Origin of the sequence: Corynebacterium spheniscorum (assembly GCF_900113445.1) — a bacterium.
Classification (GTDB): domain Bacteria; phylum Actinomycetota; class Actinomycetes; order Mycobacteriales; family Mycobacteriaceae; genus Corynebacterium; species Corynebacterium spheniscorum.
Genome location: NZ_FOPJ01000004.1, coordinates 28,278 through 53,365, shown reverse-complemented (window position 1 = coordinate 53,365; position 25,088 = coordinate 28,278). Strand labels below are relative to the sequence as shown.

14 protein-coding genes and 2 pseudogenes are annotated in these 25,088 nt (G+C 55.5%); 7 read left to right on the top strand and 9 right to left on the bottom strand.

What is annotated here, in order from left to right; genetic code table 11:
- Positions 1 to 1,348: 1,348 nt before the first annotated feature.
- A pseudogene (locus BMZ01_RS04265) lies at positions 1,349 to 3,544 on the bottom strand (AAA family ATPase); the annotation flags it as partial.
- A gap of 518 nt (positions 3,545 to 4,062) precedes the next feature.
- On the opposite strand from BMZ01_RS04265, the gene BMZ01_RS04260 reads away from it, so the two are divergent.
- Positions 4,063 to 4,569, top strand: coding sequence for a VanZ family protein (locus BMZ01_RS04260; protein ID WP_092284801.1), 507 nt, complete (start codon positions 4,063 to 4,065; stop codon positions 4,567 to 4,569).
- 89 nt (positions 4,570 to 4,658) lie between these two features.
- Here the strand turns inward: BMZ01_RS04260 and BMZ01_RS04255 are convergent, their stop codons facing one another.
- From BMZ01_RS04255 to BMZ01_RS04245, 3 genes are read right to left on the bottom strand one after another with little or no spacing between them, the layout of a single operon-like run.
- Entirely contained in the window at positions 4,659 to 5,786 is a 1,128-nt protein-coding gene (locus BMZ01_RS04255; protein ID WP_092284799.1) for an Mrp/NBP35 family ATP-binding protein, read from the bottom strand.
- A 6-nt stretch (positions 5,787 to 5,792) separates the two neighbouring features.
- Positions 5,793 to 6,392 (bottom strand): DUF1003 domain-containing protein, encoded by a 600-nt coding sequence (locus BMZ01_RS04250; protein ID WP_092284797.1) that lies wholly within the window; start codon positions 6,390 to 6,392, stop codon positions 5,793 to 5,795.
- Positions 6,385 to 7,698, bottom strand: coding sequence for a magnesium transporter MgtE N-terminal domain-containing protein (locus tag BMZ01_RS04245; RefSeq protein ID WP_092284795.1), 1,314 nt, complete (start codon positions 7,696 to 7,698; stop codon positions 6,385 to 6,387). Before BMZ01_RS04245 ends, BMZ01_RS04250 begins: the two co-directional genes overlap by 8 nt.
- Before the next feature lie 119 nt (positions 7,699 to 7,817).
- Here BMZ01_RS04245 and BMZ01_RS04240 point away from each other — a divergent pair, with 119 nt between their 5' ends.
- The 4 genes from BMZ01_RS04240 to BMZ01_RS04225 all read left to right on the top strand — a co-directional run bounded on the left by BMZ01_RS04240 (position 7,818) and on the right by BMZ01_RS04225 (position 10,402).
- On the top strand, positions 7,818 to 8,663 hold the full coding sequence (locus BMZ01_RS04240) for a CPBP family intramembrane glutamic endopeptidase (RefSeq protein WP_092284793.1): 846 nt from the start codon (positions 7,818 to 7,820) through the stop codon (positions 8,661 to 8,663).
- An 80-nt stretch (positions 8,664 to 8,743) separates the two neighbouring features.
- Complete coding sequence (locus BMZ01_RS04235) at positions 8,744 to 9,265, top strand: YflT domain-containing protein (RefSeq protein ID WP_092284791.1); 522 nt, start codon at positions 8,744 to 8,746, stop codon at positions 9,263 to 9,265.
- 11 nt (positions 9,266 to 9,276) lie between these two features.
- Positions 9,277 to 9,930, top strand: coding sequence for a type 2 periplasmic-binding domain-containing protein (locus BMZ01_RS04230; RefSeq protein ID WP_143067442.1), 654 nt, complete (start codon positions 9,277 to 9,279; stop codon positions 9,928 to 9,930).
- Positions 9,931 to 10,039: 109 nt separating this feature from the next.
- A complete protein-coding gene (locus tag BMZ01_RS04225) occupies positions 10,040 to 10,402 on the top strand; it encodes an SdpI family protein (protein WP_092284787.1) in 363 nt (120 codons plus the stop codon).
- Between the two features lie 670 nt (positions 10,403 to 11,072).
- Here the strand turns inward: BMZ01_RS04225 and BMZ01_RS04220 are convergent.
- From BMZ01_RS04220 to BMZ01_RS04205, 4 genes and pseudogenes are all read right to left on the bottom strand, one after another.
- Positions 11,073 to 11,739: pseudogene (locus tag BMZ01_RS04220) on the bottom strand (transposase); the annotation flags it as partial.
- A 236-nt stretch (positions 11,740 to 11,975) separates the two neighbouring features.
- A complete protein-coding gene (locus tag BMZ01_RS04215; protein WP_092284785.1) occupies positions 11,976 to 15,704 on the bottom strand; it encodes a multifunctional oxoglutarate decarboxylase/oxoglutarate dehydrogenase thiamine pyrophosphate-binding subunit/dihydrolipoyllysine-residue succinyltransferase subunit in 3,729 nt (1,242 codons plus the stop codon).
- A 222-nt stretch (positions 15,705 to 15,926) separates the two neighbouring features.
- Positions 15,927 to 19,694 carry an ABC transporter ATP-binding protein gene (locus BMZ01_RS04210; protein ID WP_092284783.1) on the bottom strand — a complete coding sequence of 1,256 codons (3,768 nt, stop codon included), beginning with the start codon at positions 19,692 to 19,694 and terminating at the stop codon, positions 15,927 to 15,929.
- Between the two features lie 159 nt (positions 19,695 to 19,853).
- Complete coding sequence (locus BMZ01_RS04205; protein WP_092284781.1) at positions 19,854 to 20,780, bottom strand: hypothetical protein; 927 nt, start codon at positions 20,778 to 20,780, stop codon at positions 19,854 to 19,856.
- Between the two features lie 181 nt (positions 20,781 to 20,961).
- Between BMZ01_RS04205 and BMZ01_RS04200 the strand changes: the two genes are divergently transcribed.
- Both BMZ01_RS04200 and BMZ01_RS04195 read left to right on the top strand, forming a co-directional pair.
- Positions 20,962 to 22,950, top strand: a complete 1,989-nt coding sequence (locus tag BMZ01_RS04200; protein ID WP_223845826.1) for a carboxylesterase/lipase family protein — start codon at positions 20,962 to 20,964, stop codon at positions 22,948 to 22,950.
- Between the two features lie 295 nt (positions 22,951 to 23,245).
- Entirely contained in the window at positions 23,246 to 24,073 is an 828-nt protein-coding gene (locus tag BMZ01_RS04195; protein ID WP_092284779.1) for a hypothetical protein, read from the top strand.
- A gap of 418 nt (positions 24,074 to 24,491) precedes the next feature.
- On the opposite strand, the gene BMZ01_RS04190 is transcribed toward BMZ01_RS04195, so the two are convergent.
- On the bottom strand, positions 24,492 to 25,076 hold the full coding sequence (locus tag BMZ01_RS04190; protein ID WP_092284777.1) for a hypothetical protein: 585 nt from the start codon (positions 25,074 to 25,076) through the stop codon (positions 24,492 to 24,494).
- Positions 25,077 to 25,088 lie beyond the last annotated feature (12 nt).

Below are 25,088 nucleotides of genomic sequence, written 5' to 3'. Positions count from 1 at the left end.
TCACGATGCATGCTGCTTGGCCGACTCCCGGGATCAAACAAATAGCAGTGCCGAGAGCGAAACCGCTACCGCTAATAAGAAGATCCTGCTCTTGCGAAGTGAATTCAACCCAGAATCCTCCATTTCGCGTTCCCCCGTTAACTAGGGGGACAGGGCCATTAGACATTGCTGGATCAGGAAGCGCAATGGAGAAGCCTTCCGACAGCTCAAACGACACAGTCCCATCGGAATTCCGAGAGTGGGGGACATCTGAATTAATTAGTTCATCAAATGCCTGGGAGATCAGCTCAGGGCTGAGCTGGGTGTAGGTGCTTACGGTCCCGTCCTCGAAAACAGGCGTCGGCTCGGTTGCCTGAGCGATAGGGGCACTAAGGAAACCGACGGGTAGCAGCAGTGATAGGGCTGCTGCGGGTAAAGATTTGCGGTGAAGTAATTTCACGGCGCTCTCCTTTTGTGGCTTGGGGGATGCGTATCCCACTTGGTTAAAGGAAACACCAGAAGCTTGACCGGTTCTCCAGTATGGTAAGGCTACACTAAATGGTGTTAGTTCAACGTTAACACTTTCAAGAATTGCTGTCTAGAGGATCTGTCTTTCAAAAATATCCCCCGAGCTTGAGATAGATAGGAACTCGATCTGGAACTGGTCGTATAGGCAGGTTTCTCGGCCTAGTTGGATTATGACACGACGGTCTGGGCTGAACAGTCTGGCAGGTTGTCTCACGGAGAAACTTTTAGCAAGACACTTGTTGGCCAGATTGTTCGTAAGCCGGAGGAGATTGGCTGCGATCAGCCTAACGGGGGATCCAGTTGCTGATGCCAGCCGATAGGCATGGGGCAGCCGAGCAACTTTTTGTCACTAGGAATGTCCCACTATCAAAATGGGTCGCCAAGAAGCCGCAAAGCTTCCAAAAGCACACTCCCAGCTTGGGTGTGTGCTCCCGGAAGAAAACTGGAAAGCAACACTGAAGGAGATGGTCGAAGCACACCTCTAAGCGCACAGGTCGTCATGAAGCGGTGGGCTTCCTTATTTCTCACGGAGATGCTGAACGGCTACTATTCCATGTGGTGTTGCTATCACCATTAAGCATACAAACCGATTCAAGCGCTTCATCGACCCCGCAAGATTCATGTTGAAGATGGGATAGCTTATCGTTGGCTAACAGCTTTCGGTAGCAAGCATCAACGGCGAGAGTATCTCCTGTTACTAATCCCTGGCCGCCGCCACCAGCCAATCTAGTTGTTACCTGTCTATGCAGCAGACCCAGGCGTAGAAGAATAGGAGAAGCAACCAGTGCAACTTAACTCCAGTACGCCGAGCTAAAAGGAAGTCAGGTGCTTAAGATGTAGGTTAGGACTGGTTGGCAGGCGCAGGTTTTGCCTCCTCCAACATCATTTCGTAGTGTCCTAGGTGTGCACCGCCGGAAGCCCGGGAAAAAATATTTTCGAAAGCCTTTAGCCAGTCTTGATTCGATGCTTGGATTGGGGCAAAAATAGTATCGTCGATGATTCGGTGAGACCCGCGATGCGACCAGGCTACAAGAGCGTGATGATGCATCCGCTGGGCTTGAGACAGCTCATCCGCGAGCGAATAGAGGTCGGTGTAACCGCCAAGCGCCATGAAGTAGCTTTCAAGGATCCTGCGCAACGTATTTGCAAGCCACGGCATAGGCTTATCGGGATGTAAGGTTGCATCGGCAACTTGGTCCCATAGCTCCTGGTACGAGGAGCGAACAGGGTTTTTACGACCACAGGCTTCAATCTCGTTGGGTGCAGGAGACAATTTCTTGATCCGGTAGAACATAGAATTCTTATTTGTACGCCCTTTGGACGGGTAACTGACTTCCTGGTGGAAACGAGTATTGTGAGTGAAGATCAGTATCTGATCCACTCTGTCATGTTCATTTTCTTGAACGAGCCTAATCATGTTACGTATTAGTGCAGAGACCACGAACATAATATCCGCGTCAAGGCTGGAGATCGGGTCATCGATAACTGCACATAATCGAGGGGTTTCGCCCTCCCCAATCTGCCCCTCCAATGAGTGATAGAAGTACAGGAAAGTGAGAAAGGTTCGCTCACCTTCACTAAGCGTATTACTATCTGCGATAACCTCGTCGGACCTTACAATCTGGTAACCCTGTTCCGGGTTGGGGGCCTTTTTCAGCTTGAAGCTGTGAAACCTGTGGACTTTGAGTAACTCATTTATTTTGTCGATTGTATACTGACTGGATGCCGTCTTCGATTGCAACGACTTGATATCTTTTTCAAGGTCCTTCAGCTTTAAACTTTTATCTTTTACTTTTTCTTCGAGCCCACCAATTTTCTTGTCCAGCCCCTCTTTCTTGGTAAGGTAATTCTGCAGGTCATGTTTCAACGTTATCCAGATTAGATAGGTCCAGCTTTGATCTATTAGATGATCTTTTTCTTCGTTCTGATTTCTAGCGAGATTATTGTGCGCTTTGATTTCAGCGCTAATTTGACTTGAATGTTGCAAGACCTGCTGGTAATGGTCCGCTAGGTGCGGGTTGTCGTAGATCATGGCAGGCGTTGAAATTTTTTTTTCAAGCTGCTGTAAGGCTTGGAGCAATGCGCTTTGAAGGTCCTTGAAGGAAGCCTCAAATGAATCGTGGTTACTATATTTGATGCCGATGTTCAGATAGTTATTGTGATATTCCTTTAACTGTTCGTAGAACTGTTTAACCTCCTGATCTAGTTTCTTGATTGAGGCGATCTGGTTCTCGTAATGTGTATCAAAAAGTCGCGATAGCTGCTCCCTTAAACTATCATCGGTTTCTTTTTGGCAAAACGGGCACTGTGGTGGATGCTTCTCTTGGGCTTCGAGGTAAGTTTTACCCTGCCGCACCCAGTCAGAGTTGTCTAGTTCATCAATGAGTGTCTTCAGCGGGACATCAGCACTCGATGTGACCGGTGTTTGCAGGCTGTCGGCAAGGTGGCATTCTTTCCACGTGATTGGTGGCACTGGCGGGGCTGTGCCGACCTCGTGCAACGTTGAGGAGAAAACCTTTTCTGCACGGCTCTTTAGATCATCCAGGTTTAGTCTGTCCAGGTCTGTTTTATTGGGCTTCGTGGAGTCCTTGAAGTGCCTGATAATTAGGGAAAAGGCGTCCTTTTTGCTGCGATTCAGGCCCTTCATTTTTTGGCGGAGTTCGTAAGGGAAGTCCGCGAGACGATTCCAAATTTGATCAGCCGCTTCCGCTTCGAGCTTATCTCTAGACTCTTTGGTTGAATTTATGTCTTGTTGTTGGCTAAATTTTTTCTCTGCTAGGTCCTTTGCCTGATCTGTCAGGTCTTTAATTTGCTGGACTATCTGTTGGCTTTCCTCCCCCAGGGAAAAGACTCCCGGCATCGTCGAGGCGAGAGTATCTTGCACATAATTCCGGTTGTATACCTTGATCGTTTGTGGATCGCCCTCCCAGACCGGCTCGAGTGCGCTTGCCCCCGGATCGTTCAGTGCTGCACTTATTGTAGTTTTCCCAGATCCATTTGGTTCATAAACATAGTTAATAACGTCCAGTTTCTCGAGTTTTTGGTCGGGAGCGAAGCAATATAGTTATTGCAGGCTTATGGATTTAAGCATCTAAAACACCCAATGTTCTTGACAGTAATGCAGTGGCAAAGAAAGCGGTGGTATTTCCATCGTCATGCCTATCTACGAAACGTAGAGTAGGATTTGTGCAGATATTTCTAGTTGATCATTCTACACTGAAGTTTTCGCCCTGCTGCGGGACTCAGGCCGGTCATCGCCTCGTTCGGGGGTCCTGTCTTCCGGGGCACCTCATAGTTTATGCAGAGTTTCGCAATTATTGTACATCCTTTCTATGGCTCTAGCAGCGTATACTCTGACTGCCGAATAGTCAGAAGTATGAGTAGTACTGAACTGCGGCTACTATTTTCACCTGGCGCTATCGGAGGAGGAATTCCTTGCGACTGCTGAAACCCTGAGACAGAATCGGCGAGAAGATTGAGACCACCTCAGGGTTATCACCTAAAAAACCCTGTGACCAGCCAAAATACTCTTTTGTCACGTTAAAGTTGGGGGGCATGGTTGAAACGAGGAGACGCTGGCCAACGTATGTGGTGTTCGGGATTTACTTTGCGCTGTTGGTGTGGTTGACTCTGTTTAAATTTGCCACCAGCGTTGATGAGATTCCACAGATGCGGAATCTCAATCTGGTTCCCTTCGGGGAGTCAATGATTGTCAATGGGAAGATCAGCTTCGACGAGATCATCTATAACCTCGTGGTGTTCATTCCCTTCGGAATGTATATGCGCATCTTCCTGGCTAAGAAGCATTGGCTACTGCAGTGGCTGCCGGCGGTGCTGCTGAGTATCGGGTTTGAGCTATCGCAGTATGTGTTTGCTATTGGCGGTAGCGATATCACGGATGTGATCACCAATAGTGCTGGTGGGCTGCTTGGTGTTGGGCTATGCGCAGCGCTGGCGAAGTGGCGCCCTATGAACTATGAAAAGATCATCAACCGCATTGGACTGGTGCTGGAAATCGTATTTTTGCTGCTTCTGGGCACGCTACTTGCTGTTAACGCCTAAAACTGTCTTGGCGCGGCATACCTGCGGGAGGAGAACTCCCGCAGGTGAGTGCCTTGGAGCACCCCACGATCTCGGGGATAGCCCTGGGTTTAACGCTCGACGTTGAGGCCCAGGGGTTTGCCGGCGAGGGATTCGCGGCGGACGACGAGTTTATCGGCGATGGCGTTAATGGCCTGGCCGGTGGGGGAGTTGGGTTCGCTGATGGCGATGGGGGTGCCGTCGTCGCCGTGCTCGCGGAGTTTGGGGTCAAGCGGCACCTGGCCGAGCAGCGGGACGTCGGTGCCGGTGAGCATGCTGAGGCGCTCGCGGACAGCTTCGCCGCCGCCGGAACCGAAGACATCGAGGAGGCTGCCATCGGGCATGACCATGGCCGACATATTTTCAATAACGCCGGCGATGCGTTGGCGGGTTTGGAGGCTGATGGTGCCCGCGCGCTCCGCCACCTCCGCGGCTGCGGCCTGGGGAGTGGTGACAATCAGCAGCTCAGCGTTGGGGATGAGCTGGGCGACCGAGATCGCGACATCGCCGGTGCCGGGGGGAAGGTCGAGCAGGAGGACATCGAGGTCTCCCCAGAACACATCGCCTAAGAATTGTTGGATGGCGCGGTGCAGCATGGGGCCGCGCCACACGACCGGGGCGTTGCCTTCCACGAAATGCGCGATGGAGATCATCTTCACTCCATGGGCGATGGGCGGCATGATCATGTCATCGACCTGGTTGGGACGCTGATCAGAGCCCATCATGCCGGGGATGGAGTGACCATAAATATCCGCATCGAGCACGCCCACGCGTAAGCCGCGGGCGGCCAGGGCGGTGGCGAGGTTGACCGTCATGGAGGATTTACCGACCCCGCCTTTACCGGAGGCCACCGCGAAGACGCGGGTGGTGGAATCCGGTTGGGCGAAGGGGATGACCGGTTCGGCGACCCCGCCGCGCAGCGTGGCGCGGAGTTCGCGGCGCTGCTCATCGGACATGACGTCATTGGTGACGGTAACAGTACCGACGCCTTCGAGTTCCTCGACGGCCGCGCGCGTATTTTCAATAAGAGTGGTTTTTAGGGGGCAGCCGGCGATGGTCAGGTAGATCTCTACGTGAACGTCCTTGCCATTAATCTCAATGGATTTAACCATGCCGAGCTCGGTGATCGGCCGGCCGATTTCTGGGTCCTCTACGCGGGACAGGGCGCCGCGAACCGCGGATTCAGTGATATGAGACATTGCGGCCTAAGTGTAGTCCTGCGGCGTGGGCTGCGGGGCGGGGAGGTCTTCTTCATCCACATCACCCTGGGTGGGCTCGGAGAGCTCAGAGGCATCCTCGATGGTGGCGGCGGTGGCATCATCGAGCTTGGCTTCCATGCGTTCTAGCAGGCCACGAAGGTCCTCAAGTTCATGGCGTAAATAATCACGCGACACCATATCGCCAAGTGCGAGGCGCACACCGGCGAGCTCGCGGGCGAGGAACTCAGTATCGGCTTTGGTTTGTTCTGAACGCCGACGATCCGCATTCAGCGCGATCTTATCGCGATCTTCTTGACGGTTTTGGGCTAAGAGGATGAGCGGCGCGGCGTAGGCGGCCTGGGTGGAGAAAGCGAGGTTGAGGAGGATGAAGGGGTAGGGATCCCAATTCCACCAAAAACCACCGATGTTGAGGCCGATCCAGACGATCACGATGAGGGTCTGCCACATGAGGTATTGGCCGGTGCCAAAGAAGCGCGCCACATTTTCAGCGGTGCGGCCCACCGCATCGGCATCGAGGTTGATGAGTTTGCGGCGTTGCCCAGCGATGGGAGTATCGAGATCCGGGCGGGCGCTGTAATCAGCCATGCTTCACCTCCTGTGTGGATTGCTGCTCTTCGTTTTCTTCTGGGCGGAGCCCACTTTCGCGCCAATCCTCCGGCAGCATGTGGTCGAGCAGATCATCCACCGCCACCGCGCCGAGCAGGTGCTTATCTTCATCAAGGACCGGGCCGCACACCAAGTTATAGGTAGCGAAATAGCGTGCCGCGGTTTCTTGGGAATCATCGGCATAAAGCGGCGGCAAATCAGGGTCCAGGATCCCAGAAATCAGCGTGCTAGGTGGTTCGCGCAAGAGCTTTTGTAAATGCACGCACCCCAAATAAGGGCCAGTGGGGGTTGCAGTGGGCGGGCGAACCACAAAGATCAATGACGCTAGCGAAGTAGGCAGATCAGGATCACGTGCCAAGGCGAGAGCCTCGGCGACGGTGGTTTGTGGGGTGAGGACCAATGGCTCGGGGGTCATCAGCGCACCGACGGTATCGGGGGAGAAGCTCATCAAGCGGCGCACCGGGGCGGACTCCTCCGGGTCCATAAGCTCCAGCAGAACCTCGGCTTTAGCATCGGGGAGTTCTTGGAGGATATCGGCGGCATCATCGGGGTCCATTTCTTCTAGGACCACAGCGGCGCGTTCAATATCGAGGGCTTCGAGTAGCTCCGTTTGAGAATCCTCGGGAAGCTCCTGGAGGATATCGGCGAGGCGTTCATCATTAAGGGCACCGGCGATGCGGATACGTTGGCCGGTGGAAAGATCCATCAAGATATTGGCGACATCCGCCGGGCGCATATCCTCGAACTCGGCGATCATTTCTGCGACCGTATCGGTTTGCCCCACACCCGCGGCAGTAACACCGTGAACATGCGACCAGGGCACGATATTGAGTTTGGGGGCGCGGCCGAACTTAGGCCGCTGCCCGAAGACCGCGACGCGGCTAATAATCCAATCGCGGGTACGGGTGCGTTCGAGTTCGACATCCGCGATTTCTACGGGGCGGTCATGTAACTCAGTGAGTTCCGGATCATCCGTATGAACCTTGGAGCCCACCATATCGGCCATAATGCTGAGCTCACCAGTGCGCACACTAAAGGAACGCAAAGACACCGAGCCAGATACCAGAGTGATTTCACCTGGTTCAATGGCGGTAATGCGCAGCATAGGGAGGAAGATGCGTTTCTTATTAAACATCTCCACGACGAGTCCCAAGGCCCTAGAAGGTTGGCCATCGGGGCGGATATTGACGATGACATCGCGGACACGACCAATGGGTTCGGTGTCAGGGCTGCGCACCACCATTCCCGATAGCCGCCCGGCATAGACGCGGGTTACGGAACTCATAGGTGTTGAGTCTACGCAGAGGCACCCCTTTTTCTTTATTCCGCAGGTATTGTTCATCGCAGACTCGGTGAACACATCTGAGATACCGATGCGCAGTACTAGAAGGGGACTGTCTGCAAATGAGCGACAACTATTGGCAACCGGTGGGAGAGGGCTATCCGCAGTCCCCATCCCAACGGACGGGTACATCCGAAATGATGCCGAATCCTTATGCAGAGCCGCAGTGGTTACAGCCTGTAGCTCAAGCGCATATGCAGTGCCCACGCTTTGAGAAGCCACTGGGCGGCAAGATTCTTTTTCACGCAGCGCTCATTGTGGTGGCGACCTCAGTGGTGGTGCTTTTTGGCCTGTCGATTTTGCTGAGTCTTCTCCTCGGGGTTTCCGACGATGTTGGGTTCTTTAAAATTTTGGTCCTGACGCTGGGACTGCATTCTGCGGTGACCCTTACGTGCTTATGGTGGTTGCTGAAATTCCATAAGGTCAGCAGGGAACAGATCGGGGCCGTGCCCTTGGGGCCGCGGCGCTGGCATTTACTCTGGCAGCTCCCCTTGGTTGTCATCATCGCCGTGGGGATGCAGCTCATCATTTTTGGCGTTTTCCAAGCCCCGGAACCAGTCGCTCAAGCGCAGCTCGCTGATGGCGTTGCCAGTGTGGGGTTCGGCTATTTCCCATTCTGGTTTATCGGTGTTGCGATTTTTACCCCACTATGGGAGGAACTCTTCTTCCGCGGAATTTTCTTCAATGTTGCGCGCAATAAGTGGGGCTTCACAGCAGCGGTGATTATTACCTCGCTGGTATTCGCGCTCGCGCACATGACACCGGTGCTGATTCCCTATCTGTTTGTTCTCGGCGTGGCGGCCGCGCTTTTGCGCAATTTCCATGGCAGCTTGGTGGCTTCTGTGGCGCTGCATATGACGGTGAATTCCATTGCTTCGGCGGCTGTGTTTGCCACCATGGTTGCTTAACTATTGGGTATGGAACAATCGACCATCATTAGGCGTTATCCCTAGTAGAAGAAGAATGAGCTGGCAAGGAGACATACCCAGTGGCACCGAACGCCTCAGCCCGTGGATTGCGCAGCCGCCCAGAAGGCTGGCCGGTTGGCAGTTTCAATAGCTACGCCGAAGCCCAAGGCGCGGTGGATATGCTCTCCGATAATGGCTTCCCCGTCAACGAACTAACCATCGTGGGCGTGGACCTGATGGAAGTAGAAAGAGTCACCGGGAGGCTCACCTGGGGGCGGGTACTGATGGGTGGTGCGGCTAGTGGCGCCTGGTTGGGCACCTTCATTGGTCTACTGATGGGGTTATTCCAAGAAGCCTGGCTAGCGCCGCTTATCGCCGGTATTTTATTGGGCGTTATCTTCGGCATCATTATGGCGGCAGTGCCTTATGCTGCTTCGGCGGGACGCCGGGATTTCACCTCCCAAACCCAGATTGTGGCCGGACGCTATGACGTGCTGTGCAAACCAGATCATGCGGTGGAAGCTCGCGATGCCATTGCTCGTGCGGTGAATAGTGGGGAGCTACGTATTGGGGAGAACCAGCGCGCGCAGGATAAGCGATAAACTCGACAGCTGTGATGAAACCCGGCTTAAAACTTTTCTTGCTGCCCATGCTGCTGTGCGTGGCTGGCTGCTCTGCTGCTGCGGAGCCGCATTCGGCTTCGCAGGAAGAGCGCTTGGCGAGCATCACCATTGCCCAGGATGCTGATGAGCCGGAGCAAAAAATCTTGGCGGAGCTGTATTCCCAGGCATTGAACCGGCATGGGAAACGCAATGAGGTTGTAGATATTGCGGCGGGGGAGGGCTGGGAGGCCATTAATGAGCGCCGTGTGGGCATGGTGATTGCGTGTACAGGGGATGTGGTGGGGCGCGCGCAGCCGGAGCTGGCAGAAGGATTGGAGAAGAAATTCGCGGAAGCTGATGCGCAGCCGAATTCCGAGGATAATCAGCGGGCCACCTATGAGTATGCGGTGCACTCGCTTGCGGGGTTCTTGCAGGTGCCTGACCCATCCCCGGCACAGGGGTGCAGCGAGAGTGAATTTAAGGATCTGCCCCAGAACATCATTCCGATCTATGATGCTGCCGCCCTGGATCGTGAGACCCGATATGCCATTAATAAGCTAGGTCGCTATCTGGATGAACAGACCTTGAAAGACCTGGCGGAGAAAGCAGAGAGTTCCTCTTTGGAGGATGCCGTGCGCGAGTGGTTGGACGCCAAGCTGATTTAATCGGGGCGCTTGGATCCCCCGCAGGTACCCCCGGGAAATTGTTTACCCCCCCAACTGGGTAACTTTGTTTTCGCTAAGTGATACATGCTGCAGTTGTGGGAAGGCCGCAATGGAACTGATTGTTATTGTCCTCCTCGTTGTGTTGATCCCCTCTTCGCTGCTGCTGATTGTCAGCGCAATGCAGGCGAAATCGGGAACTCTGAAGATGAATAACTTCCTGGGGATCCGCACAGTAGAGACCATGCGTAGTGAGGAGACCTGGACGGTGGCTCATAAGGCCTGCGCACCTACCCTGATGGCCGCCGGTGTGATTGGTTTGCTCTTGGCCGCGGGCATGGTGTGGTCGGCCTTTACTAAGCCTGAGTGGATGTACTACTTCACCGGGGCGTACGTGGTGGTTGTCAGCGGTGGGGTGATCCTGGCGGGACAGCAGGCGAAGAAAGCCGTGAAAGAGATGGATACTCGCGCCTAAAAAAGAAATTCGTGCTCCCGCAACTATCATCCGATGGACAAGCGAACCTGGGAAGACTGCGTTACCAAGGCTGACGAAAAACGCTGCAAAGTTCGCAGGTGCCGTCCTTTCTGCTGTTATTAAGTTGAGGAATTTTGGGTAGTATTTGGTTTCCGCTCTCCGTGATGATTTGCGCGGCTATCCTTTGCGCTACTGCTATACCAGCTGCTTATAGTTCCAAAACACATCACCCTTTGGTTAGGTATAGATCTACAGCCGCAGTTTGGTGGTTCTTCATTGCAACTCTTGCTTACGTAGCTAGCTGCGTTTTGTTGATAATGTCACTACCGCAAGAAATAGCGATCGGATGCGGCTTCATTGGATTAATCACTTGCACTATCGGATACGGGGCTGCAAGTGGAAAGCAGTAGTGAGTAGGACAGGTACAAGCACCACAGCATATTGCGCAATAAGACGGAAAACCAAAGGTGATCTTCGGAAAATAACTCCTATCACTTACGTTTCTTTTGCGCTGCCTACCGTTGAACAGTCCACTCCCAGACTCGTTTTGGTATGTGATCTTCACTATGTCTACCAACGCGACCATATTGAAGTGCTCTGGGTTTTGGTCCGTCTGAGTAGATGGGAAAATTTGGGCTATGCCAAAGAAGTTTGACCAGGAGACCAAGGACCGGGTGAGTTTTAGCGCCAGCGCGTAGATTGCTTTGCCAGCGGTAGCACGAGGCCTACTGGTGGTGTAGGGCCGAATCACCCGTTGAGCATGTACGAGACACCGCTGGATTAAAGCATTAGGCCAGCAGGCTTTGATCGCGACTGATGCACCTTGCCCACCATCAAGAACAACGCATAAGGGTTCTGCGATTTTCTTGAGCAATTGGGTGTAGGCATGAGCGTTTTCTCGTTTTGCCCAGTGCCAGGCGATGACATGGTCTCGGGAGGCTGCGATAAGTAAGCAACCTGTTGCGGTGTAGGTGCCGTCGATGAAGATTTGGTCGTAGACGCGGTGGGGATCTCCCGGGTTGGGTATATCGATAAGCCAAAATGGGGCGAATCTGCGGTCTAGTGTCCAGCGGCTTGTGTGGTGTTGTGTGGCTGGTTGGGGCAGTGTGGCAGGGCAGGTGACATAGGAGTGGAACGCCTGAAAATAATGGGCGTTAGTGGAGTCGGTGCGGTTGCGTGTGGTGGAGGCACCACAGTTGGGGTCTTTGCATCGCCAGCGGGTGGTGCCTTTAGTGGTGTGCCATTTTTCTTTATTGCCCAGCGCATAGGGGGCATTGCGTTGGGTTTTGATCACTGGGAAAGCACACCAAACCGCGCTTGGCACATGTGGGTGTCATTCCGGTCGATTGAACGTTAAAGTTGCGGATATAAGCCCCGGAACCTAATAAAACCCGGATTTACATACCCTGACCAGCCACAACGCCGAAAAAAGCACACTTTTTGCTACTTAACCCGTTTTTTAGTTGCTTTGGCTGCACGTATTTTTATGCCCTGGCTGCGGATCTCGGGACAGGCTAAAACATAAAGAAAAGGGCTTTCCCTGGGAAGTGGGAAAGCCCTTAATCTTTAGTCTTTACTCGAAGGCCTCATCAAGGAGTTGGGCCTGCTCCACCTGGTGTACCTTAGCGATACCCGTGGCGGTGGAGGACTGCGCACGACGCGAGACGCGCTTCATGGGAAGCATGTTCGGGATCAGTTCACGCAGGTGCTCGTTGTAGAAGGGCCACGGACCTTGGTTGGCGGGCTCGTCCTGGACGAAGCGGATCTCCTCGGCGTTCGGGAAGCAGTCGAAGGCTTCCTTCAGGCGGTTGAAGGGGATCGGGTGCAGCATCTCGATGCGGACGATGGCGATATCATCGCGGCCATCCTTCTGGCGGCGCTTCTCCAGGTCATAGTAGAGCTTGCCGGAGACCAGCATGATGATCTTGACCTTGTCAGCATCGCCGACGACCTTGCCATTGTGATCGACCAGGTTCGGGTCATTGATGACGGAACGGAACTTGGTGACCTCGGTGAACTCTTCCACCGAGGAGACCGCGGCCTTATTACGCAGCATGGACTTCGGGGTGAAGACCACGAGCGGGCGGCGCATGGTGCCCAGCGCCTGGCGGCGCAGCAGGTGAAAGTGGTTGGCCGGGGTGGAAGGCTGAGCGACCGTCATGGAACCTTCGGCGCATAGCTGCAGGAAGCGCTCGATGCGGGCGGAGGAGTGGTCCGGGCCCTGGCCTTCGTAACCGTGCGGCAGCAGCAAGATGACGCTGCTGGTCTGGCCCCACTTGGCTTCACCGGAAGAGACATACTCATCGATGATGGTTTGGGCGCCATTGGCGAAGTCACCGAACTGCGCTTCCCAGGCGACAACCGCATCCGGGTTGCCGACGGAGTAACCGTATTCGAAGCCCATGCCGGCGTACTCGGTGAGCGCGGAGTTGTAGACCAGGAACTTGCCATCGCCCTTGGATTGGGCGAGCTCGTGCAGTCCGTTGTACTCGGAGCCGGTTTCGGGGTCGAAGACCACGGCATGGCGCTGGGTGAAGGTACCGCGGCGGGAATCCTCACCGGCGAGACGGACCAGCTTGCCGGCATTAGCCAGGGAGCTCATGGCGATCAATTCGCCCCAACCCCAGTCGATGCCGCCTTCCTTGACGGACTCGACACGCTTCTTGGCGACCGGGGCGACGCGGCTATGCAGCGTGAAGCCATCCGGCATGGTGGCGTAGGCGTGGCCGATTTCCAGCAGCTCTTCCTTGGTGATGGAGGTATCCAACCCTTGGGTGAGTTCCTGGGAGCCGGTGATGCCTTCTTGGGCTTGCGGGGTCTTCTTGCCGGCTTCCTTGACCTCGTTGAAGACGGATTCCATTTGGTCGTGGAAGTCGCGGGCAGCCTTCTCGGCGTCTTCCTTGGAGAGGTCGCCGCGGCCCAGCAGGTCTTCGGTGTAGCGAGCACGAACGGTTTCGCGGTCGTTGATGAGCTCGTACATCTTCGGCTGGGTCATCGAAGGATCATCAGCCTCGTTGTGGCCGCGACGGCGGTAGCAGACGAGGTCAATGAAGACATCCTTGCCGAATTCGCGGCGGTATTCGGTGGCCAGCTGCGCGACCCACACGACAGCTTCGGGGTCGTCGCCGTTGACGTGGAACACCGGGCAGCCGAAGCCCTTGGCAAGGTCGGTGCAATAGTGCGAGGAGCGACCGGAATCCGGAGTGGTGGTGAAGCCAATCTGGTTATTGACCACCACGTGGACGGTGCCACCAACGGTATAACCACGCAGCTGGGCGAGGTTGATGGTTTCTGGGACGATACCCAGGCCAGCGAAAGCAGCATCGCCGTGGAGCAGCAGCGGCATAACGGTGTAGCCGCCTTCGCCCTTATCAAGGATGTCCTGCTTGGCGCGGGCGATACCCTCCATGACCGGGTTGACGGCCTCAAGGTGGGAGGGGTTGGCGGTCAGCGAGACCTTGATTTCGCCATCGCCGAACATTTGGATGTGCTCGCCTTCGGCACCGAGGTGGTACTTGACGTCACCGGAGCCACCGGCTTGGCCTTGTTCCATCTGGCCTTCGAACTCATTGAAGATCTGGGCCAGCGGCTTGCCAACAATATTGAAGAGCACATTGAGGCGGCCGCGGTGCGGCATACCGATAACGACCTCATCCAGGCCTTGGCCGGCGGCAGTATCGATAGCGGCATCCATCAGCGGGATGAGCGACTCCGCGCCTTCCAAGGAGAAGCGCTTCTGGCCGACGTACTTGGTTTGGAGGAAGTTCTCGAAAGCCTCAGCAGCGTTGAGCTTCTGCAGGATGTACTTCTGCTCAGCGTTGGTGGGCTTGGGCATGCCAGCTTCGAGGCGATCCTGCAGCCATTCGCGTTCATCGCGATCCAGGATGTGGGTGTATTCGGAACCGACCTTGAGGGTGTAGGCGGCACGCAGGCGGGCTAGCACCTCACGCAGGGTCATGGTTTCCTTGCCGCCGAAACCACCAACGTTGAAGGTACGGTCCAGATCCCAGAGGGTGAGGCCGTGGGCTTCAATGTCGAGGTCGCGGTGATCCGGTTCCGGCATGCCCGGCTGGTGCCAGAGCAGCGGGTTGGTATCGGCAATCAGGTGACCGCGGGAGCGGTAAGCCTCGATGAGCTGCATAACGCGGGTGTTCTTATCAACACCGGTGTTCGGCAGATCCTGGGCCCAACGCATGGGGGTGTAGGGAACATTCAGGGCGGTGAAGATCTCGTCCCAGAAAGCATCATCAATGAGCAGCTGGCTCATGGTGCGCAGGAATTCACCGGATTCTGCACCCTGGATTACGCGGTGATCATAGGTGGAGGTGATGGTGACCAGCTTGCCAACGCCGAGCTCTGCGAGGCGGTCCTCGGAAGCGCCGGCGAATTCAGCGGGGTAATCCATGGAACCAACACCGATGATGGTGCCCTGGCCCTTGGTCAGACGCGGCACGGAGTGACGGGTGCCGATGCCACCGGGGTTGGTCAGCGAAATGGTGACGCCCTGGAAATCATCCATGGTCAGCTTATTCTTGCGGGAACGAGCGACGATGTCCTCGTAGGCATCAACGAACTCGGTGAAGTTGAGGGTTTCGCACTTCTTAATGGCGGCCACGACCAGGGCACGGCTGCCGTCCTTTTGGGGCAGGTCGATGGCCAGGCCGAGGTTAATGTGCTCCGGGGTAATGACGCTGGGCTTGCCGTCGACCACGTCATAGGAGTTATTCATATCCGGGTGCGCCATAACGGCCTTCACCAGGGCATAACCAATGATGTGGGTGAAGGAGATCTTGCCGCCGCGGGTGCGCTTGAGCTGGTCATTAATCAGCGCGCGGTTCTCGAACATGAGTCGAACCGGCATATCGCGCACGGAGGTCGCCGTAGGAATCTCTAAGGAGACATCCATATTCTTGGCAATGGCCTTAAACATGCCCTTCAGCGGGGTCTTGCCGGGCTCCGGGGCGTCCTTAAGGCGGGAAAGCGGAGAATTAGCTTGCTTGCGGGCTTCTGCTTCCTTCTTCCGCTGAGCAGCCTTCTCCGCACTTGGTGCGGGGGCGCCTTGGTTGGCGGGCTGCTTATTTTGGGCTGGCTGCTTGGGCTGGTTGCTTGGGCTGGCCTGAGACGCCTGGGAAGGCTTCGAGGGCTGGTCAGCCGAGGCTGTGCCCGCTGCAGATGCAGGGGCGCCGTCGCGTTCAAAGAGTTCCCGCCATTCCTTATCTACGGATGCGGGGTCCTTCTTGAACTGCTGGTACATCTCGTCTACCAGCCACTGATTCTGGCCGAAAGTACTCGCGCTGCTCACGGCAGGTGCTCGCCTCATTTCATTCGTTAAGGTGGGTGTTTATAAATCAACTGTACGTCACAGCAATTGACCCCTCATAGGGTAGTCGGGCGCATGGTGCCCGTGATAGCTATTGCCATGACCTCCCCCCATATGGTGCCTACTGTTCAACCGAACATATTTTATAACGTTAAGAGTTTTCTCCAGGATTTGTGTCAAGCACCGCTGTTGAGCTGGGATGAGCTAGATCTCGGAGGTTGTTTCACCAGGTTTTGGGCTTGGCCGCAAATTATCTAATTGGGCTCGCGCCATGCCGGCCGCTCGGCGCAGCTTGGTGTAAGCGGAGTCCGGATTAGCCGCCAGGGTAGCCGGGGAGCCGCTTTCAATGATGCGGCCATGATCAATCACCACAACATGATCCGCACGCTCCGCGGTAGCAAGACGGTGCGCCACAATCACACTGGTGCGTGGCTGTGCCGCGCTATCGGTGATCTTTTCCGCGGCGCCGAGCACCTGTGCTTCGGTAGCGGGATCTAAGGTGGCAGTGGCCTCATCAAGCAGCAGAATCCGTGGTTCAACCAACTCCGCGCGGGCGAGCGCAATGAGTTGGCGTTGCCCAGAAGATAAACCTTGGCCGCGTTCATTGACTTGGGTGGCCACACCGTGGGGGAGTTGGGCGAGAACTTCGGCTGCGCCGACGCGCCTAATAGCCGCGATGATTTCTTCTCTGTTGGCCTCCGGACGACCATAAGCGATATTGGAGGCAACTGTTCCTTGGAATAGATGCGGTTCTTGGGGGACCATCGCTAATTGTGCTCGCCAGTTAGGAATGGGGAATTCACGGATATTTACTTTTCCGGCTTCGACACTTCCATGTGCCGGGTCATAAAAACGTGCCAGGAGCTTAATCACGGTGGATTTCCCGGCCCCAGTGGGGCCCACCAAAGCCGTGGTGGTGCCAGCTGGGAGCAGCAGCTGCATATCGTGGGTTACTTCCGGTAGATCCTCGCCATAAGCGAAACTCACATTATTTAAGGCGAGGTCTTCGCTGGCTCGTTCAGCGGCGTCGGTGCGGGTGCCGGTGTCCTCAACGATGGGTTTTTCAGCCAGCAGCTCGCGGATGCGGCTAAGAGAGACAGAGGCCTGTTGCCAGGTGTCGAAGATTTGGCCGAGTTGTTGGATAGGGCCGAAGAGTTGGGCGAGGTAGAGCAGGAAGGCAATCATGACACCGGTGGTGATCTGTTCATCGCTGATCATGCTGGCACCGACGCCGAGCACCACCGCGCGGGCAATATCTGAGAGGAACCCCAACCCGGGGAAATACGCTGCAACGAGAGCCTGGGAGGTGATCCGGCTTTTGACGTAGGCGGAGGATTCTTCCCTAAGCTGCTCATAGGTATCTTCTCCCATTAGGTGCAGCTGGGTGGTTTCCGCGCCATTGTAGGCTTCTTGGAAAGTTGCATTGACCTGTGAGATTTCCTCCCGCGCGCGGGTATAGAGGCGGGCGGCATAGCGCCGGAAGAAAATGGTGGCGATGATAATGATGGGCAGGAAAGCGGCGGCGATCAGCGCAAGTGAAGGTGCGGTGACACCGAGCATCACCAAGATGCCGATGAGGGTGCCGGCTGACACCACTGTTTGGGCTAAACCGGTTTGTAAGAAGCCAGCTAGGTTGTCCACATCGGTGGTCATGCGCGTCATAATGCGGCCGGATAGGTGCGTCTCAAAATAATTCATCGAGAGCGATTGCAGGTGCGCATAGCTGCGTAAACGTAGCTGGTACAGCAACCCTTCACCGGTTTTAGCGGCCAATACGGTGCGCCACGCGGCAGCACCCCAGGCGATGCCAATGACGATAAGCCCGGTCAGACTCAACCACCACAGAACACTGACCTCGCCTTGGGCAACACCATGGTCGAGCGCCCAACGAATCAGGGTGGGGAAGGATAGATCCATCACCACACCGATGATGAGCAGTGCCGCTACGGCTGCGATGAGGCCGCGGACGCTACCCAGCATCTCGCGCATGCTGAACGCGTCCTGAAGAATAGGTTCGCGGGGCTTTTCTTGGAGCACCTCTTCTGGGATGCGGGTATCTACCCCAGGCGGTGGGGGAGCAGCCCCAATACCCACATAGTGAGCTTCTTCTAGTTCCCAGGAAGGATGGGGCCAGAGTTGTTCATCCGACACGTCTTGGTCCAGAGGTGGTTCACCTTGGTCTTGGGTATCGCCATGGGAGGGTAGGTTTGGATCATACGTGTGATCATCCGGTACCGCTGCAGCGGTGAGTTCCCGGAAGCCCATGAGCTGTTGGTAGCCAGGATGCTTCTCTAGCTCCGACAAGGGCGCACAGGTGATAATTCGGCCTTCATCCATGAGCGCTACTTGCTGAGCCAAATCCAAGGTGGAGTGACGGTGTGCGACTGCCAGGATGGTTACTCCACGTAGCTCTGCACGTAGATTCGCGACAATCTGGGCTTCGGTTGCCGCATCAATAGCGCTGGTGGCGTCATCTAGTAGGAGAACTTTGGGGCGGGCAAGCAGTGCGCGGGCTAAGGCAATGCGTTGACGTTGTCCACCAGAAAGCGTGAGGCCACGTTCGCCGACGATGGTGTCATAACCATCTTCTAAGCGATCGATGAATTCACTGGCGCAGGCAATTTTTGCAGCGTATTCAATTTCTTCTTGGCTAGCGCCCGTAGCCATCGCAATATTATGGGCGATGCTCCCGGAGTAAAGGAAGGGCTCATCGGGCACGAAGCTAACGAGGTGACGCAGTTCTTCCTCAGGAAAATCTCGTAAATCGCGGCCATTGAAAAGAATCTGCCCTTCATCTGGTTGATCTAGACCAGCGATGAGCCGAACCAGGAGGGTTTTGCCGCAGCCCGGGGGGCCCACCAGAGCGGTAACTTCCCCGGCGGGCAGTTCCAGTGTGGTGTCCACCAAGGTCGGAGCCAAGGCAATGTGTTCGAGTTTGACTTCTACGGTGCCGCGCGGAGCCTCTTTAGGCTCAGCCTCAATGAAGGGATGTACAGGTTGGGCATCTAACAGATCCGCAACACGGTCGATACTTGCGCGCCCCATATAAAAGCGCACCACCATGGAAGCAAGAATCCGGGCGAATTCGGTGACCCGGTTGAGGTATACCGAGAAAGCAAAGAAGGTTCCCACACTGAGGGATTCGCGCATCACCAGCATGCCGCCAACCAGCACCACAATGACGACACTGACTTGAGGCAGTTGCTCTAATACGGGCTGGAAGCGGGCATTGAGCCTTGCTGCGCGCATACGCAGTGAGTAGAGGGTGCGGCCTAAGGCAGCGTTGCGTTCTACCTCAGTATCGGATTGGTGGAAGGCCTTCACAATGCGCACACCGGTGACAGTTTCCTCAACATGGGTGGCTACATCTGCGCCGGCTGCTTGAGCTAACCAGGTGGCACCGTATAAAGCTTTACGAGAGCGCGCTGCCGCCCACACAATCAGCGGCACCAAGGCCAAAGTTACGGCGGTAAGAAGCGGGGAGATAATCACCATAATGGCGACGACTAGCACGAGATGCAGAACCATCGTCAGCCCCATTGGGGCCATGCCGAGGAGACGCTGGATCTGGCCAAGATCAGAGATGGTGCGAGACACCACCTGGCCGGTACCTAAGCTTCGGCGGGCTGGGGGATCGAGCCTTTGTAGATTCGTCAGCACCGCCATGCGCAGGTCATGTTGGACGTGATAGGCAAGCCAACCGGATGTAAAACGACGCGTGAAATGCCCGGCGTATTTCACCGCAGCAATAATCAATAAAACAACAATGATGCCGTGGATGGTGTCTGGTACTTGGAACCAGCGGCTATGGTCTGGGCCGGTAGTTGGGGTGCGCACCCCGGTGGCGGTATCAATCGCATCGCGAGTGAGCAGTGGAATCACTGCGTCGAAAACAATGCTGATCAGGCCCGCGAGCAAAGTGGTGGCGGTGAGTCCACGGTGGCGTCTGAGGGCTGCCCACAGGTGCTGCATGGGTTAATCGCCTACCTATCCATGATCGGGGGGTGAGAAAAGACGAAGTCCCCATGTCAGACCTTAATCAGTTTGCCACTGATTTGGCGACGCGTGGGGACTGACCTTGTGTAGGCACCCTACACCGCTTTATTGACTACTTGTCAATAAGCGCTGGTCCTAATTTTTATCATCCTTATTCTGGATTTTTTCCACGGCTTTACCAAGGACCGTGCCGACTGCACCGGCTACTGTTCCGGCACTCTGCACCGCGCCCTTGGCCACCGTTCCGGCAGCAGACTTTGCCTTGGCGATGACCCCGGAGTCATCAACGATGGGGTTGCCATCTTCATCGATGACCTCTTCTTTACGCGGGGCTGGTTCATCGAACTCATCCGGCAGCGGGCCGAAGGTCTCATTGGTGTTATTGACCACGCTGGTAGCAAGCTTGCGATTAGCCATGGTGCCTAATACTGCACCCACACCCAAGGGCATGAGCTTGCCAACCCAAGCGTGAGTGAAACGCTTACGGATCTGCTTGAGCGTAGTGCGCAAGAGCCGGGAGTTAATCTCGGTAATTTTTGGTGCCGAGAAACGCGCAATGGCACTAGGGGCGGGTAGTAAACGGCCCTTGGAGTTGGCTTCTCCTAAGAAGGCATCCACAATCGCGGTGCCTTGGGAACCAAGCAGCGCAATGAGGATCAGCGTGCGACGACGCTCCGGATCTGAGATATCTACGCCACGGATCTTAGCGCTGGCGACAGTGTAGAAACTGGCGGCATCTAAGAACACCAGCGACTCGGCACCTACCGCAGCTGCACCCATGAAGAATCCAATCCCCGGGATAGCTGCTGCGGCCCCAGCGGATGCCCCGGAACCAGTAGCGACCATCATGAAGTGCTTATCCAAAATATCCTGGATCTCCGCGGGGGAAGCTTCCGGATTACGGGCTCGGATGGTGTTGATATAAGCGTTAATTGCACCGGACTGCACATGGACGGCCTTGTCCAAGGCGCGGATGAGGGTACGACCCACCGGACCGGCGTTGTCTTCGATGGTGGCGGGATCAGAACCTAGGGCGTCGAGGACAGAGATGTGTTCGCTCATGGAGTGTGTGCCTCTTTTCTTTAGGTGCGCTCTCTTGCTGGGTGTGGGCGTAGGAGCATTCCAATTATGCAACGTATTTTATCGATCGCTATATTCCCGTGAAGGTTGCCTAGGGGAAAGCGTACTCCGCCGACCTTGCCTCTAATTCGACAAATTACTTCTCCCTATTACCTTGGAAGGCATGAAGAATGATGATTCGAAGAACTCCGCGGAAGCCACTGAGGTCTCCCTGGCAGATTCTTTGATCATGGACGATGAGGCGAAGCTCGCCAAGAAGCTGAGGAAAACAGAGAAGAAGAAAAAGAAGTCCAAGAAGAAGGCAGCGAAGGGCGAAGAGAAGCCCTTGAAGAAGAAGCTGCGTAGCGTAGCTGAGCGCGCCAAAGAAGAAGAACGCGAAGCAGAGCGAAAGCGACTGCGCAAAGAGAAGAAGACCGCTAAGAGCGCAGAGAAAGAAGAAAAGAAAAAGGTTCGTCGCGCCGCGGCTTTGGTGGATAAGCAAGAAAAGCTGGCTGCGCAAGGCCAGCGCAACCGTTGGAACCCGTATCCGGGCCGGATGTGGGGGAGAGATAGCGAAGAAAAACCAGCACAGGCGCAGGTTGATAGTGACTTCAATTGGGAGGCCACCAGCGCCGAAGAGGTAGTAGAAACCGGCTATGGGAAACTTAGCGGACTGGTTGACCGCGAACGTGGGATCCGCAGCTACCGAGGAATCCCGTTCGGGGCTCTAAGCGGGCATACGCGTTTCCGGGCGCCGCGCCAGGTAGCGGCTTGGAGTGGAGTACGAGAATGCACCACCTATGGGAAAGTAGCCCCGCAACCCACCTATTCCTTTAATGATGCGGTCCTCGGGGAAGAAAATTGCCTGACCCTAGATATTGTGCGCCCAGATGATGCCGATGTTTTACCGGTGGTGGTGTACTTCCATGGCGGCAGTTTTATTACCGGAAGCTCCCATGACCCGATGCTGCGTGGCTTTGATTTTGCGCGGTCCGCAGACTGCGTTTATGTCTCTATTAACTTCCGGCTCGGGGCCCTAGGCTTCCTTGACTTAAGAAGCCTGGGGGATGATTGTGTGGCTAACCCGGCGCTTTATGACCAGCTTTTGGCACTGCGCTGGGTGAAAGAAAATATTTCTGCTTTTGGTGGGGACCCCAATCAAGTGACCTTGATGGGGGAGTCCGCGGGTGCGAACTCCGTTATCACCTTGATGTCCTGTCCAGCAGCCCACGGTTTATTTCACCGCGTGATTGTGCAATCTGCTCCGGCTGCGATCGTGCACTCCATTACCCAATCAACATTTTGGGCACGTGAGCTGCTTTACCGCATGGCGCTACCAGCAACAGCGGGCTTAAAAGAATTACGCGAAGCCCCTTATGAGGATGTGGTGCGCGCCGGGCAGGCCATGATGTGGCGTACCCGTGAGATCATCCACCTGAACTCTTGTTATGGCCCAGCCGTGGATGGCGCGATGGTGCCGGATCATCCCTTGGATAGTTTTGCTGCCGCGAACCAAGCCAAGGTGCCGATGCTGATGGGGACGAATGCTGATGAGCTGAGTTTTTCCAAGGCCTTCTATTTACGCACCGCCGCTCGTAATCGGGCAGCGCAGCGTCTACTGCGGGCTTTTGATCCAGACAACGCTGACACAGTGTTAGCCGCTTATGGGGATGCCACCTCGCGGGCAGATTTTTCACAATTGGTCAGTGACTCTTTCTTCTGGGCACCTTCAATCACCTTGGCAGCCCGACATGCTGCAGTTGCCCCTACCTGGATGTACCGCTTTGATTACGCACCATCGCCGTTGAAGCGCCTTCGCTTAGGCGCAATCCATGCCTTGGAGTTATCTGCGGTGTTCGGTACTCCTTCCGCTTCGAAGACGAAGGCCTTATCGCGACCTGGGGATGCGGAAGCGATCGGGGAGCTGACCTCTTTGATTCAGCGGTATTGGCGCAATTTCATCCACCACGGTGATCCTGGGGTGGAGTGGCCGCACTATGAGCCTTACCCGGATTCCCGACCGCCTCGAGCAACGATGGTGTTCGATGAGCACCCACGGGTGGTTTATGATCCGCAGTCACTGCGTCGCCGGGCATGGGAAAGCTATGACATGCGCGAGTGGGGCGTAGGCCGCCCGGAGCTTATGGAGGAACTGGGGTTAGGTGACCAGTAGCCCCGCCGTGTACTGGGTGAACAGTAAGAATAAGGCGGCACCTGTGAACCGTGGCCGCTTCTCAGTAGGCTTAGCTTTTATACCGCCTGAAGGATTATCCCCCGCAGGGATCGTTTCGAAGGTGGTGGGATCTATCGCGGCTAGCGACGGTTATCACGCGGGCCTGAGATCTTTCGTGCTGGTGCATGGGAAATGATCAGGAGCTCAGCGTGGTTGCTCAGCAGGCAAGGCGTGGGCGAATCTGCCTTCTCTTTGTGGCCGTAGCGCCTCTCTACTGAAGGGAATTGACCACATAATGAGCTTTTTCGAGGACATCGCAGCAGCCCTGGATGCTGAAGGCATCGAATCGCGAGTTCATGACTCGACCATGTTCGTCCCCATCACCAGTGACCTTGAGGTCCGTTTCGAAGAAATCGACCCAATTTTGCCGGCCGCGAATGTATATACCGTTTCCCTTGACTCCGAAGACGGCGACATTGTGGAAGAAGAGGTCCTCGTTGCCGTGGCCACCAGCGTTGATGATGCGGTTAACCTAGTCGCCCAACACGTGGCCACTAATGAGGCAGCAACTTTTCTTTCCGATCTCATGCTCGGTAATGATGAGCGGCTCGGCGATGTGGAATTTGTACCAGACCCGGGTAATCCCTTCGAAGTGATGGGCTTTGTGGGGGAGACCTCTACGATTCATCTCTCCATTAGCACCACTGAAGGTACGACGTCGGTCGCGGTTGAGTTTGAAACCGTACTGCCAGAGACCAAGGCTTTGATCGATGACATTCAAGCCGAAGTGGAAGAAAACTCCGGCGAACCGATCACCGATGATGCGATGCTCGAGATCGTGATTCAAGAAGCGAAGCTGCGCTCCCTGGAGATGGGGGTTCCTTATATGTCGGAAACCTTGCAGCTAGGCGAAACCGAGGACCTCGATCGCGCGCTGGACATTATTTCTCTGGCAATTGAACAGGCCGATGATTGGGAAGCGGAGCTGCTCAATCGCGATTGGGAGCTTCCCATGTGGGAAGACGACTTCGATGGTGAGTTTTCGGATGATGATTTTGGGCCCGACGCTGATGAAGGTGGGCTTGGTGGGAATAGTCCCTTCGCCCCGAACTTCAACGACTAGCTCTTAAGAAAAGAATCACCCTCGTAGGTTCGGTACGTGGCATAGGAACGCCAGCAACCTACGAGGGTGATTTTAGGTATCCACTCTCGGAAGGAGATTTCCTGTCTCGAGATTCGGGGGAGGGGTGCTCTCGAGACATGGTGTCAGGCAAAGAACTGGATACCAGCATTGCGAAGCCGCACAACCAGAAAGGGGGGTGCAAGCAATTTTCCTGTATATTCGTGCTGCTTGATCCTCGGGGGGAAGAAAACAACCGGCTCGTTCTCGCTCGGGGGGGACGTGAGAAACATAGCTGCGTTTCTAGATCTCACAGCCGGCAGGTATGTGCTTACTCCTGGTAGTCAAACCACTATGCCTTAGATGCTTGCACTGGTGGTCCACGTGCTCGATAGTTTCCGGACTTGGGGTTATTCATTGCTTATGCAGCCTTCGTAGTTTCAGCGAAGAGGCTGGCCGGGGCGCTTAAGGGGACATAGTGCCCATCGACGAGCCAACGATAAGTCAGAGTTGGTTGGTTGCTGATCTCGTGGATGCTGCCTTTGCAGGCATCGCGAGTAAGTACACGCACCCAGGCTTCAGCTAGCTGAGGATCAACCTCCGCACCTTGAGGGTCGGTAAAGCGCAGTGTCACCAGGTAAGCGGGGTTGCGTTGTTCACCGAAGCCACGGAGTCGAGCTTTCGCTCGCGGGCCCACGCGGTGGCGGGTAATCACCAGGACCAGACCTTGGGGGTTGTGTTCCTGGGCTGGGGGTGCTGGAAGCTTTATTTGCGGTGGCCGCCATGAGGGCAAGGGGCGTGCCAAGGAGCGTGGGTGGCGCAGAATTGAGGTGATATTGGCCAGCTCCGGGGCGCAATACTTTTCGATCAGGTGGGCGTAGCTTTCAGCATTATCCACCTGATGGATGCGGGTTAGTGCGTGATCACTACGACGCGCGAAGCGGCGGGTGAAGTTAAGCGGTAGGGAGTGGCCGTTGAGCTGGGGGAAGTTCTTGATGTTTTTCATGGCTCGTACTTT